Below are 13,267 nucleotides of genomic sequence, written 5' to 3'. Positions count from 1 at the left end.
CTAAGGTTTTAAGAAAAAAATTAGAGTTTTACACCTCCAAATCATTAACTTGCCAGATTGTGCAACGTAAGTGATTATTTACTAAACAAAGAATAAAACTTTAACCAAATGATAAAAGTAGTAATAGCTGATAACCACCCCATAGTCAGACTTGGTATTAAAAATGTTTTGGAAACCAGTTCAGATATTGAAGTAGTGGCAGATGTTCCCACTACATCAGAACTGTTCGCAACATTGGAAAAGGTTACTCCAGATGTAGTTATTTTGGAGATGGACATTCCTGAAATAAATGGTATTGCGGCTTTGAGAAAATTAAAGCTTGACTTTCCAAATGTTAAATCTTTAATGTATAGCGGACAATCTGAGGATGTTTATGCACTCAGCACTATACGTGCGGGAGCATTTGGATATTTATCAAAAACCGCTGATTTGGATTATATAGTTTCGGCTGTTAAAAAAGTTAGTGAAGGCAACATGTTCATTACCAATGAACTGGCACAAAGACTTGCTTTTGATGAGGGAACACAAAAACCAAGAAGATTCTTTAGAAAATTATCTTCTAGAGAGGTCGAAGTCTTAAAACTTTTGGCCAGTGGAAAAAGAAATAAAGAAGTTGCCGAAGGCCTTAACTTAAATGAAAAGACTGTAAGTACCTATAAGGCACGCTTGATGAAAAAATTAAATGTTGATAATTTGGTGGACTTACTGCAACAAGCCAAAGCTTTGGAATTGTATTAAATAACCAATACAAACTGTTGAAGATTCCGGACAATTGAATTGTCCGGAATTTTTGTTTTAAGACAATACTCTGTTCAACTTGGCATTCAATAATTTGTTCAATTGCAGGTAATTCAAAATCTCCTCCAGAACCTCAGAATTATCATCAATACTATCTTTTGTCCGTTCCTGTAATTTTTGGATTCTATTTTTAATTAAATAGCAACGTAGGGTAAGGATGGTCTCGCCTACTAGCTGTGCAATTCCATGTCCTTTTTCTTTTGGATAGATATCTTTTCTAGCCCAATCATCAAGCCTGTATTTTTCTTCTTCCATAAGAATGGATGATACCTCTCCTACCATTTCCTGTTCTAGTTCACCCAAGAACGTATTAACAGTGAATTCCTCGCTTTCATTCAGATTCTCTATCAATTTATAATATATGATTCTAAATTGCTCGTTGGTAAGTTCAATTTCATCTTCCTGAAGATCTAAGTAAACTTTCTCATACACCCTTGCTTCTACAATTTCTGGCTCTAATACCAAATCTCCCTCATTATTCTCTTTAAGAACCAAATCCTCGAACTTTTGTTTTTGACTTCCATAGAGCAATAGCATTTCGATAATTTTTCGTTCCAGCTCATATTGAACATCTACCCTTTCAACAACTTGGTCGTTTTTTACTACTTCAAAAGCTTTTTGCTCTTGCTTATTTTTCTTATTTGCATCTGCAATGCCTTTTTTATCTATCTGAGCGAGTGTATTAAAAAGTACCGTTTCAGAAATCTGCATAATTTTGGCACATTCCTGAATATAGATTTCTTTTTTTATCTGATCAGGTATCTTACTTATACTATTTACGATGTCCCTTACCGTATCAGCGCGTTTAATAGGGTCATTTGCCGCTTCCCTAGCCAATAATGAAGTTTTAAACTGAATAAAATCCTTGGCATTTTCTTCTAAATAAAGTACTAAATCCTCGTAGGTGTTGTTTTTGGCGAAACTATCAGGGTCCTCACCTTCCGGAAAAGTACAGACCTTAACGTTCATTCCCTGTTCCAAGATCAAATCGATTCCACGAAGCGAAGCACTCAAACCTGCGGCATCCCCATCAAAAAGTACAGTAATGTTTTTGGTAAGCCTATTGATCAGTCTAATCTGCTCGGGAGTCAATGCGGTACCACTAGAAGCCACAACATTTTCTACTCCGCGTTGGTACATTTGGATAACATCTGTATACCCCTCGACCAAAAAACAATTATCCTCTTTGGCAATGGCCTGTTTGGCAAAGTAAATCCCATAGAGAACTTTGCTCTTGTGGTAAATATCGCTTTCGGGAGAATTTAAATATTTAGCGGCTTTTTTGTCATTGACAAGGATTCGCCCCCCAAAACCGAGTACCCTACCACTCATGGAATGGATGGGGAACAAGACACGTCCCTTGAACCTGTCAAATTTTCTGGCCTCACCGCTAGTTTGCTGTTTGACAATGGTCAATCCTGTTTTTTCTAAAAATTCCAACTGATATCCCTTATCCAACGCTGTTTTGGTAAAGGCATCCCATTCGTCCAATCCATAGCCCAGACCAAACTTTCTTATGTTCTCGTTAGTAAATCCGCGTTCCTTAAAATAGCTGAGTCCAATTGCTTTTCCAGGCTCCGTTTCCCAAAGAACCTCTTCAAAATACTTTTGGGCATACTCGGAGACCAAGTACATACTTTCCCTTTCGTTTGCTTGTTCTTTTTGCTCGTCCGTTCGCTCGGTTTCCTCAATTTCAATGTTATACTTTTTAGCGAGATAACGGATTGCCTCGGGATAAGTAAAATGTTCATGTTCCATTAGAAAAGCTACTACGTTCCCGCCTTTGCCGCTGCTAAAATCCTTCCAAATCTGTTTTACCGGAGAGACCATAAAACTGGGCGTACGCTCATCTGAAAAAGGGCTAAGCCCTTTAAAATTGGACCCTGACTTTTTCAATTGCACAAAATCACCGATCACCTCCTCAACACGGGATGTTTCGTACACTTGGTCTATGGTAGTTTTTGAAATCAATATAGTTTTAATAGCCTCTAAAGGTAGCTAAAAAACAAAAAAATCATGAAAAAGAGTTTGCTAATATTAAAAGTGTTTTATAATTCTTGAATGAATTTTTTATAAGACAATGATTAACTAATTTTATGACATAAATCACAGTACAAGATCCAACCATGATTCTCTTTTTCGGAACAAAATTGGGAAAAAAAGAAACCAAATCACTTGCCAACATTCCTTGCCCACATTGTTCACAAGTCAATACTTTAACGGCAACTTCGCAAGCCAGTTATATTCATTTATTTTGGATTCCCCTTTTTAAAATCGGAACGTCCCAATATCTGGAATGTTCGCATTGCAAAAGGGTTTATTATAAAGAAGAGTTCACTGATGAAATAAGGAGTGCGCTATAAAATTTGAAATTTTGGAAATGGTGAGCACAGCCGAATAATTGAAAAATTATCGACTGTGCTAAAACCGGCATTATAATCACAGATCAAACCGGAGGCCCAAGGAAATATTGTTTTGTTCTATTACTGCATTCCTAAAAATTGGATTTAAATCATATTTTGCATACAGGAGTACACCATCAAAGCCTACATATGCACTTAGTCCATAAATTAAATCACTGGTATTATAGTCTCGTTTAAACTTATCCTTAACTTGTTCTCCATCCCTGGAATATTTTAACTTTTGCCTTGTGCCAAGATTGAATCCGCCATACCCTCCAATTCCCATTCTAAATTGGTTTTGAATGGAATATCGAATAGTTTTTTCTGTTTCGCGAAGACGTGAAGGACCAAATTCAAAATAAATGGGAAACACCAAATTGTCCATTCTCAGTTTGGACTTATCCAATTCAAACTCAAACTCTTCCAAAGAGGTCTGATTCCCGTTTTGGACAAAAACTTGATTGTCATCTGGCTTCAGACCATTAAACTGAAAGGAGAAGCCATAATGGAAGCGGAGCCAATTTGTTCTGGCAAAAACCCGGGTTCTCCATTGCCATCCCATTTCAAAAAAACGACTACCGCCAATTTTATATGGAGAATCACTTAAAGATTGTCCTTCAATTATTGCATTATTGAGACCAATGGCAAGAACAAAATCCGAGTATGTCCTTCGGTCATATTTAATTTCTTTTTTCCATTTTCTGGAACGAAAGGAAAATGCAGGCTTACCATCTATATCAATACCAAATCTAACTTTATCATCGGTTTTAGTATCACTATCTGTTAGTACCAACATTTTTCCTTGATTCCGCTTCAATAAAGAAATCTGATTTTCTACAATGGCCAACCTATCCTCTATGTTTCGGGCCCTTTTTTTTGCTACCTCAGACTTTAATAATTGAGCCTCTTCAAAAGTCAAGTCCCCTTGTTCCATATGCTTGTTGATTTCTTTTACTTCAAACTTGAGCGCTTCTTTTTCCTGCTTGGTTATTTTTTCTTTTTGTGCCTTTAGTGCTTCAATTCTTTGTTCATAGACTTCCTGTCCAAAAACATGGTTTGATAGGAAAAGTAAAAGGAGTGTTGCCAGATAATATGTAATAGTTCTCATGATTGTTCTTTGATTATTTTGACCCTTTTAACTTCCTCTCCCATGAAATAGTGGAAGAGGAAAACTAAAAAAGGTCTCTTGATTGATGAATAACTTAATTATTTCTGTCAGCGACCGCAGTGCGCAGCTTAAGATAACCTTCCTTTAGCGCATCAAAAATTTGATTTCTAAACGTGCCATCCAATTCATCTTCTACTTCCGCCAACAAGGCCATCGCATCCACTGTTCCCTTTTGGGCAAACAATTTTTCAGTTAAAATTTGGTCTTGAGCCGCTTTTAAAAGAGAATCAACTTCTGCATCGGTAATTTCTGAGTTCGCTTTTTCCAAAAGCTCCACCTGAGCAAAAACTTCATTCACTTTCTGGGCTATCAAATTATCTGGTTCCCTTGAGAAAGTATCCAGTAATGGTTTTTCTAAAAATGTCTCAACTACTTCTATTTGCGTAGATTCCACAAGCATTTTTGAATTTTTAGGTTCTTGTAAATCGGTATCTTTTGTCTTGATTTCTACAATGCCGATTTCCGTTGTTTCTGATTTTTTAAAATTGTTACGTACTCTATCTAGTGGGGCAATTATTTCTGTTGAACTGGGGTCTTTTACTACTTTGAGTGTATTTTTATTGATTTTTTCTGGTTTGAAGAGAAATGTTGATACCATGATAATGCTCACAAAGCCTGCGGCAATCGCGTAAGGATACCATAGTTTTCGTTTGGGTTTTTCCTCAAGGGCTATTTTAGCGGAAATTTTCTCCCATGCAATGCGGGAGGGTTTTATTTCCCGTTTTTCTAATTTTTCCTTTATATGTTTTTCCAACTTGTCCATAACTATATTTCTTTACTCATTGGATTTAATTCTAGGCGACATACCCTTTAATTTTAGATTTTCTTGAAGCATCTTTCTTGCCTTAAACAGCTGGGACTTAGAAGTGCCTTCCGAAATTCCCAACATATTGGCAATCTCTTGGTGCTTATAGCCTTCTATGGCGTTCAATAGAAAAACCATTTTATAACCCTCGGGCAGTCCGTCTATCAACTTTTGCGCATACTCCATATCCAGAATAGAGGTTACGTCTTCAATCTCTCTTAATCGTGTTTCATAAACTTCATCATCGTAAACGACAAATTGTTTTTTACGCAAGTAAGATATACTCTCCCGCACCATAATTTTTCTTATCCAGCCTTCAAAACTTCCCTTATATTGGAATGACTTCAAATTTTTAAAAACCTTTACAAACCCATTGACCATTATATCTTCTGCAAATTGAATATCCTTGACATATTGCCTGCAAACCCCCAGCATTTTAGGTGCGTACTTTTCGTACAGTTCTTTTTGTCCCTGCTGATTTCCAGCAATAGCTTTTTTGATTAAAAGCTTTTCATTTGTATGCAAAGAGATAATTTTCAAAAGTGGTTCCCGGTTTGTTTTCTATTTATATAGACGTGGCAAATTTCAAAAAGGTTGTCTGGGGATCTATTTTTTTCAGTATTTAAATATATACCAAAAAGACAGCATGTGAATAAGGGATAAACTGAATTTATTTTTTACGTTCGACCACGTAGTTCACCATGAGTGTAAGAGCGCTTTTATATTCGGAGTCTGGATAGTTCTCCAGTAATGTCAGCGCTTCATCTTTAAAGGAAAGCATTTTTGTTACCGCATAGCCCAAACCGCCTTTTTCTTTTACGTAAGCGATAACCTCTTTTACCCTTTTTTTATCCTTGTTGTGTTTTTTGATAGAATTTATGAGCCAACGCTTTTTTTCTTTATCACTTTGGTTCAAGGTATAAATAAGCGGGAGGGTCATTTTCTGTTCCTTAATGTCTATTCCAGTCGGTTTGCCAATTTTTTCGGCACCATAGTCAAAAAGATCATCCTTTATTTGAAATGCCATACCACATAATTCCCCGAATTTTCTAAAAGTTTCCACGTCTTCAGAATCAGGCTTGACAGAACATGCACCCATACTGCAACATGCTGCTACCAAGGTTGCGGTTTTTTGACGAATAATTTCGTAATAGATATCTTCGGTAATATCTAGTAGACGTGCCTTTTCAATCTGAAGCAATTCACCCTCGCTCATATCCCTGACCGCATTGGAGATAATATGCAGAAGGTCATAATCCTTATTTTCCAATGCCACCAAAACACCTTTTGAAAAAAGAAAATCCCCTACCAAAACGGCAATCTTGTTCTTCCAAAGGGCATTTATGGAAAAAAAACCTCTTCTTTTATGGCTATCGTCCACTACGTCATCATGTACCAAACTTGCTGTATGTATAAGCTCAATTATAGAAGCCCCACAATAAGTTCTATCGTTCACTTTGCCACCATTGATTAATTTTGCGGTAAGGAAAACGAACATTGGCCGCATTTGCTTTCCTTTTCTATTTACTATGTAGTACGTAATCCTATTGAAAAGTGCCACTTTGGAAGACATGGACTTTAGAAACTTTTCTTCAAAAAGTTCCATTTCATATTCAATGGGCTCTTTAATTTGTGATACTACTTTCATGCTATTTCCAAAGATACTTATCCGATTCTTTTAACGAGTTGTTATGAGCAAAATTATTATCGGTATCATAGTTTAGTATAAGTAAAATACGCTGTATATGAAACTTATGTTTTTAATATCCTTGGCAGTCATTTTGCTCTGTTGTTCCTACTCATTTTCACAAGAACTTGGACAACAAGTACAGATAGAAAAAATGGATATTTCATGGAAATTTGAAAATGACTGTATAACTTTTACAGCAACTGCACCAGATGATGGTTGGGTGGCACTAGGTTTTAATACCGAGAATAATATTGTTGGCAGTAATTTGATCATGAGCAGTGTTAATGGGTCTAAAGTAAATACTGGGGATTTCTATGTTGTAAGTGCAGGAAATCCAAAACCAGTGGTCTCTTTAGGTTCAAAATCACAAATCATCAAGAATTCGGGTTTTGAAAGTGAAGGAACAACGACTGTTACATTTTCATTGCCGATTGCGGCATTTGATAATTATCATAAAAATCTAAAAAAGGGAAATAAAATATGGCTTATTGGTGCATATAGTATGGAAGATGAGTTTGATCACCACTCAAGAATGAGAAAACACGTTGAAATTACTCTATAACGATCACGATTTATTTGCCAATTGGCCGCAGGCGGCATCAATGTCCTTACCTCGTGATCTTCTCACCGTTACAGTAATGCCGTTTTTTTCCAAAGTGTTTTTATACATATCAACTGCCATATTGGAGGCTTGTTGAAATTCACCATCATCAATGGGGTTGTATTCTATTAAATTGACCTTACTGGGCGCGAATTTACAAAACTTCACCAGCGCATCCGCAGCATCTTGAGTATCATTGATACCTTTCCAGACCACATACTCATAAGTAATTCTGTTTTTTGTTTTACTGTACCAATATTGTAGTGCTTCCCGCAAATCTTTTAATGGGAATGTAGCATTAAAGGGCATTATAGAAGTGCGTACATCATCTATAGCGGAATGTAAAGAGACCGCCAAACCAAACTTTACTCTTTCGTCTGCCATCTTCTTGATCATTTTAGGAACACCAGACGTAGAGACCACGATTCGCTTCGGTGACATTCCCAATCCTTCAGGAGAAACAATTTTTTCAATGGCCTTTAGAACATTGTTGTAGTTCATCAACGGTTCTCCCATACCCATGAAAACGATATTGCTCAATGGTCTATCAAAATATAATCGACTTTCGTTATCAATGGCAACTACTTGGTCGTAAATTTCATCAGGATTCAAGTTCCTCATTCGTTTTAACCGTGATGTGGCACAAAATCTACAATCCAAGCTACAACCAACTTGACTTGACACACATGCTGTGGTTCGTGTAGCGGTAGGGATCAAAACGGATTCCACCACCAAATCATCGTGGAGTCTTACTGCATTCTTGATCGTTCCATCAATACTGCGCTGCATTTGGTCCACCTTGATATGGTTGATTACAAAGTTTTCCTCTAACATACTACGTGTTTCTTTGGAAAGATTGGTCATGGAATCAAAAGAATGTGCCGATTTCTGCCAAAGCCATTCATAAACTTGATTGCCTCTGAAAGCCTTATCGCCCTGACTTACAAAAAAATCACGTAACTGCTCTTTTGTAAGTGCCCTTATGTCTTTCTTTTTTATTTCCACGAGCTAAAGATAGTCAAGAAAAAATCCCACTTGTCCAATTGTCTTGTACAGGCAGGATTTATAATAAGTTTGAACAAAATCAGAGTACTAACATCGCATCTCCATAAGAATAGAAACGATAGCCCTCCAATATGGCCTGCTTGTATGCTTTTTTCATAAGGTCATGACCTACAAATGCTGAAACCATCATCAACAATGTAGATTTTGGCAAATGGAAATTGGTAATCATACAATTAGCAATACTAAATTCATAAGGTGGAAAAATGAATTTATTGGTCCATCCTTCAAATGTATTTAATGTGTGGTCTGAAGAAACTGCACTTTCCAAACCTCTCATCACCGTTGTGCCAACTGCACATACACGTTGTTTATTTTTTTTTGCATTATTAATGATTTCAGTAGCTTTCTCGTCAATAACCAACTCCTCGCTGTCCATTTTGTGCTTTGATAGGTCTTCTACTTCAACAGGGTTAAAAGTTCCCAGTCCAACGTGAAGCGTAACTTCGGCAAAATCCACGCCTTTGATTTCCAACCTTTTCAATAAGTGTTTTGAAAAATGTAGTCCTGCAGTGGGTGCTGCAACTGCTCCCTCATGCTTTGCATAGATTGTCTGGTATCTTTTTTCATCTTCAGGTTCTACGTCACGTTTAATATATTTAGGTAGGGGCGTTTCTCCCAATTCACGAAGTTTTCTCCTAAAATCGGTATATGAACCATCATAAAGAAAACGAAGCGTTCTTCCCCTAGAGGTGGTATTATCAATGACCTCAGCTACCAAACTCTCGTCGTCACCAAAATAAAGCTTGTTCCCTATCCGTATTTTTCTGGCAGGGTCCACCAAAACATCCCAAAGTCGTTGTTCTTGATTGAGCTCGCGCAATAAAAAAACCTCGATGCGCGCGCCTGTTTTTTCTTTATTCCCGTACAGTCTGGCTGGAAATACCTTGGTATTGTTCAGTGCCATCACATCACCTTCATCAAAATAATCAATAAGATCCTTGAACATCTTATGTTCAATTTTTCCAGTTTCCCTGTGAATCACCATTAATTTGGATTCATCCCTGTTTTCTGCAGGATATTCTGCCAATAATTCTTTTGGTAACTCAAAGTTGAAGTTTGATAATTTCATGTAGTGCTTTTTTGGATTTTTTTAGAGAGGGCAAATATACAATCTCAACATAGGGGATGTCAAGTAATTTGTTGATTAAATATGAATTAGATTTCTTCTATTTCAAGACCAAGTTTTTTTAGATCTTTCCAGAAGTCGGGATAGGATTTTGAAACTACCATAGCATCGTTGATAACCATTGATTGTTTTAGTGCCAAAGGCGCAAATGCCATAGCCATTCTATGGTCGTGATACGTATCTACGGTAACCCCTGAAGCAATATTTTTTGAAGAAAAGAGTGAAAGGCTTTCCGCATCCGTCTCCACCTTTGCACCAAATTTTGAAAGCTCTGTTTTTAATGCAGCCAAACGATCGGTTTCCTTTATGGGCAGGGTATGCAAACCTGTTAAATAACAGGCAATGCCCAAGCCAAAACAGGTAACTGAAATAGTTTGTGCAATATCAGGTGCGTTGGAAAGGTCATAATCAACTTTAGAATGCTGACAGTAGGCTGTTTTGGAAATTGTAATTTGATTTTCCATGAATGAAGTTTCAACACCAAAATCTCTGTAGACCTCCGCTAAAACACTATCGCCTTGCAACGAATCCTTTTTGTATGAGGTTAACTTGATTTCAGTACCCACTTCGCTTAATGCAGCTATGCTATAAAAATAACTGGCCGAACTCCAATCGGATTCTACAACCAGTGTCGTTTTTTCAACTTCATGCTTTGGATCAACTTTTATTTGGTTTCCCACAAACGAAGTAATAACTCCTATCTCGTTTAAAAGTGCCAACGTCATTTTTATATAGGGTACTGAAGTGATTTTTCCTATAAGTTCCAGTTCCAATCCATTTTCCAAACTCGGTGCAATCAATAAGAGTGCCGATATGTATTGACTGCTTACGTTCGCAGGTAGGGCTACTTTTTTGTTGAGCAATTTTTTGCCGTTGATCCTAAGTGGTGGATAGCCTTCTTTATTTGCGTACGTTATTTCTGCACCCAAGTCGTTCAATGCATCCACCAAAACGCTGATGGGTCTTTCCTGCATTCGCTCGGAGCCTGTTAAAACTATCGCTTTTCCTTCTTGTGATGCAAAATATGCGGTTAAAAAACGCATCGCTGTTCCTGCATGGTGGATGTCTACTTCCCCAGAAACTTTTTTTAGTCCTTTGCCCATAACAGAACCATCATCTGAATTGGATGGGTTTTTAATAGTTATGTCTGGAAATAGTGCTTGTAACAGCAAAGATCTGTTGGTCTCACTTTTAGAGCCCGTAATTTGTATATCTGCCTTGATTACTTTTTTGGATGGGTAGGAAAGTTGAAGTTTCAAACGTTCTTGGCTTTATGGCTTATCTAAAAACAAAAGCTCAAATATAGTTCATTTAAGCTTTTCGTTATTCTGGTGCCTATCGTGATCGCGTTTTGTCTTTAGGTCCAATTTTCTATCAAAAGCGTCTTGCAGATTTATTCCTGTCTGGTTTGCCAAACAGAGTACCACAAATAGCACATCGGCCAGTTCCTCGCCCAAGTCTTTGGATTTATCGGATTCTTTCTCACTTTGTTCGCCATACCGTCTAGCAATGATCCGTGCCACTTCGCCTACTTCCTCTGTAAGCTGTGCCATGTTAGTGAGTTCGTTAAAATAGCGAATTCCGTGGTTTTTAATCCAATCATCAACGGCATTTTGTGCGTTTTCTATATGCATTATTCCTTGTTCTTTGTATCAATAAATATGGTAACAGGTCCATCATTTAAAAGCTCGACTTTCATATCTGCACCAAATATTCCAGTACCCACTTTTTTTCCCAATTCCAACTCAACACGCTTTATAAAATTCTCATAAATAGGTATTGCAATTTCTGGTTTCGAAGCTTTGATATAGGAAGGCCGATTCCCTTTTTTTGTAGCCGCATAGAGCGTAAATTGACTTACTACGATTACATCCCCTTCTATATCCATAACAGAGCGATTCATCACTCCTGCTTCATCGTTAAAAATACGAAGATTCACTATTTTTTTTGATAACCACTCAATGTCGTCTTTGCAATCTGCATCTTCGATTCCCAGTAAAATCAGTAATCCATTTTCAATTTTGGAAATCACTTTGCCATCTACCGTAACACTTGCACTGGTTACTCGTTGTACTACCGCTCTCATTGATTATTTATAAACATCCACTCTATAGTTTTCATCTTCACCCGTCATCATCTGAACATAACTTCTATATCTGCTCCAAGATATTTCATCATTTTCCAAAGCGTCCTTTACGGCACATTTTGGTTCATCCAGATGCAAGCAGTTATTGAACTTGCATTGTGGTTTCAGTTTAAAAAACTCTGGAAAATAATCCCCAATTTCATCCTGTTCCATATCTACTATGCCAAAACCCTTGATGCCTGGGGTATCTATGATTCTGGCACCAAAAGAAAGATCGTACATTTCTGCAAAAGTGGTGGTATGCTGCCCCTGCAGGTGCTGTTCGGATATCTCAGCCGTTTTTAGTTCAAGTCCTGGTTCAATCGCATTGATTAGTGTAGATTTTCCTACCCCGGAATGCCCGGAAAACATGCTCGTTTTATCTTTCATCAATTCTTTAACAAACTCTACATTTGTTCCTACTTCTGCTGCAATTTCTTCACAGTGGTATCCAATACTCTTGTATAACGCTACCAAATGATTCACTTCGGCCATCTCGTTATCGTTATAGGTATCCATCTTGTTGAACAAAATAACTGCTGGAATTTCATATGCCTCTGCTGTTACTAAAAATCGGTCGATAAAACTGGTAAATGTTTGTGGATTGTTTAGGGTTACCAATAAAAAAACATGGTCTAAATTAGCAGCGATTATATGGGTTTGTTTTGAAAGGTTGACCGATTTGCGTATAATATAATTTTTTCGGTCTCCTATCTCTGAAATTACACCTACGGTTTCATCTCCGATATTCTCCAATTTAAATACAACATTGTCACCCACTGCTACCGGATTAGTACTTTTTATGCCCTTAATACGGAACTTTCCTTTTATGCGACATTTGTAAAAGTTTTCATCTTCTGCCTTAACGGTATACCAACTTCCAGTAGATTTATAAACAATGCCCTTCACTTTTTGTTAACATTTTAAATGCAAAGAAACAATAATCCTTCAATTCAAACGTATATATCAGTTATACAGTTTAACATTTACCAATTAATCAAATACAACATGAAAAAAATTTTATTTATCGCAGTTATTGCGTTGACTGCAACTTTTGAAATGAACGCACAACAGTTTAAGGTCGTGACCAGTGTCGAATCCATTGTTCCAAATGGTCTAGGAAGATCAAGGATAATCAATGCGCTGGAAGAGAAAGACTATAAAGAGTACACTAGTGTACAAACTGAGGATGACAACACCCGAAATAAATCAAGTAGGAGCGATATCCGTGTCAAGAACTTTGAGGAAACCAAATTATTGAACTTTTATAATATTGGTGGAATTCGTTTTCAAAACATTGCGGCCAATGACGCTTTGATTACTTCAATGATCAATGATATGGTAGCCAATGGCTGGGAATTAGCCTTTGTAAGCAGTGCTGTTGAAAGTGAAGGTGGTAAAGGTGATGGTCAAGGTATTTTTATCACCAGATATATCTTTAAAAAGTAAAAAATCTTTTTTTAATAAAAAAAGGGCTACTTAAATTA

The 13,267-nt window shown here is 37.0% G+C and carries 15 protein-coding genes; 4 read left to right on the top strand and 11 right to left on the bottom strand.

Annotation, left to right across the window (positions count from 1 at the left end):
• The first annotated feature begins 108 nt into the window (after nt 1–108).
• Complete coding sequence (locus HME9304_RS11200) at nt 109–738, top strand: response regulator (RefSeq protein ID WP_112378682.1); 630 nt, start codon at nt 109–111, stop codon at nt 736–738.
• A 57-nt stretch (nt 739–795) separates the two neighbouring features.
• Here HME9304_RS11200 and dnaG read toward each other — a convergent pair whose 3' ends face one another.
• Entirely contained in the window at nt 796–2,769 is a 1,974-nt protein-coding gene (dnaG, locus tag HME9304_RS11195; RefSeq protein ID WP_112378681.1) for a DNA primase, read from the bottom strand.
• A gap of 155 nt (nt 2,770–2,924) precedes the next feature.
• On the opposite strand from dnaG, the gene HME9304_RS11190 reads away from it, so the two are divergent.
• Entirely contained in the window at nt 2,925–3,161 is a 237-nt protein-coding gene (locus tag HME9304_RS11190) for a zinc-ribbon domain-containing protein (protein ID WP_112378680.1), read from the top strand.
• Nucleotides 3,162–3,237: 76 nt separating this feature from the next.
• Here HME9304_RS11190 and HME9304_RS11185 read toward each other — a convergent pair whose 3' ends face one another.
• The 4 genes from HME9304_RS11185 to HME9304_RS11170 form a co-directional block, all read right to left on the bottom strand.
• The gene (locus HME9304_RS11185) at nt 3,238–4,308 is read right to left on the bottom strand and encodes a hypothetical protein (RefSeq protein ID WP_112378679.1); all 1,071 of its coding nucleotides are present in this window, start codon (nt 4,306–4,308) and stop codon (nt 3,238–3,240) included.
• Between the two features lie 94 nt (nt 4,309–4,402).
• Nucleotides 4,403–5,131, bottom strand: coding sequence for a hypothetical protein (locus HME9304_RS11180; RefSeq protein ID WP_112378678.1), 729 nt, complete (start codon nt 5,129–5,131; stop codon nt 4,403–4,405).
• Between the two features lie 12 nt (nt 5,132–5,143).
• Complete coding sequence (locus HME9304_RS11175; RefSeq protein WP_112378677.1) at nt 5,144–5,713, bottom strand: RNA polymerase sigma factor; 570 nt, start codon at nt 5,711–5,713, stop codon at nt 5,144–5,146.
• 130 nt (nt 5,714–5,843) lie between these two features.
• Nucleotides 5,844–6,821 carry a polyprenyl synthetase family protein gene (locus HME9304_RS11170; RefSeq protein ID WP_112378676.1) on the bottom strand — a complete coding sequence of 326 codons (978 nt, stop codon included), beginning with the start codon at nt 6,819–6,821 and terminating at the stop codon, nt 5,844–5,846.
• A gap of 97 nt (nt 6,822–6,918) precedes the next feature.
• Between HME9304_RS11170 and HME9304_RS11165 the strand changes: the two genes are divergently transcribed.
• Nucleotides 6,919–7,425 carry a DOMON domain-containing protein gene (locus HME9304_RS11165; protein ID WP_112378675.1) on the top strand — a complete coding sequence of 169 codons (507 nt, stop codon included), beginning with the start codon at nt 6,919–6,921 and terminating at the stop codon, nt 7,423–7,425.
• 3 nt (nt 7,426–7,428) lie between these two features.
• On the opposite strand, the gene rlmN is transcribed toward HME9304_RS11165, so the two are convergent.
• From rlmN to rsgA, 6 genes are all read right to left on the bottom strand, one after another.
• A complete protein-coding gene (gene rlmN / locus HME9304_RS11160; RefSeq protein WP_112378674.1) occupies nt 7,429–8,469 on the bottom strand; it encodes a dual-specificity RNA methyltransferase RlmN in 1,041 nt (346 codons plus the stop codon).
• Between the two features lie 79 nt (nt 8,470–8,548).
• Nucleotides 8,549–9,598: a tRNA preQ1(34) S-adenosylmethionine ribosyltransferase-isomerase QueA gene (gene queA, locus HME9304_RS11155; protein WP_112378673.1), complete on the bottom strand. Its 1,050-nt coding sequence runs from the start codon at nt 9,596–9,598 to the stop codon at nt 8,549–8,551.
• 86 nt (nt 9,599–9,684) lie between these two features.
• A complete protein-coding gene (locus tag HME9304_RS11150; RefSeq protein ID WP_112378672.1) occupies nt 9,685–10,914 on the bottom strand; it encodes a 3-phosphoshikimate 1-carboxyvinyltransferase in 1,230 nt (409 codons plus the stop codon).
• A 48-nt stretch (nt 10,915–10,962) separates the two neighbouring features.
• Nucleotides 10,963–11,289, bottom strand: a complete 327-nt coding sequence (locus HME9304_RS11145) for a nucleotide pyrophosphohydrolase (RefSeq protein ID WP_112378671.1) — start codon at nt 11,287–11,289, stop codon at nt 10,963–10,965.
• Nucleotides 11,289–11,741 (bottom strand): D-aminoacyl-tRNA deacylase, encoded by a 453-nt coding sequence (gene dtd / locus HME9304_RS11140; RefSeq protein ID WP_112378670.1) that lies wholly within the window; start codon nt 11,739–11,741, stop codon nt 11,289–11,291. Before dtd ends, HME9304_RS11145 begins: the two co-directional genes overlap by 1 nt.
• A gap of 3 nt (nt 11,742–11,744) precedes the next feature.
• A complete protein-coding gene (gene rsgA, locus HME9304_RS11135; protein WP_112378669.1) occupies nt 11,745–12,689 on the bottom strand; it encodes a ribosome small subunit-dependent GTPase A in 945 nt (314 codons plus the stop codon).
• Between the two features lie 99 nt (nt 12,690–12,788).
• Between rsgA and HME9304_RS11130 the strand changes: the two genes are divergently transcribed.
• On the top strand, nt 12,789–13,229 hold the full coding sequence (locus HME9304_RS11130) for a hypothetical protein (RefSeq protein WP_112379800.1): 441 nt from the start codon (nt 12,789–12,791) through the stop codon (nt 13,227–13,229).
• Nucleotides 13,230–13,267: the final 38 nt, after the last annotated feature.

The organism is Flagellimonas maritima (genome assembly GCF_003269425.1).
GTDB lineage: Bacteria > Bacteroidota > Bacteroidia > Flavobacteriales > Flavobacteriaceae > Flagellimonas > Flagellimonas maritima.
The sequence above is the reverse complement of the archived record's forward strand: the minus strand, read 5'-3'. Positions and strand labels throughout refer to the sequence as shown.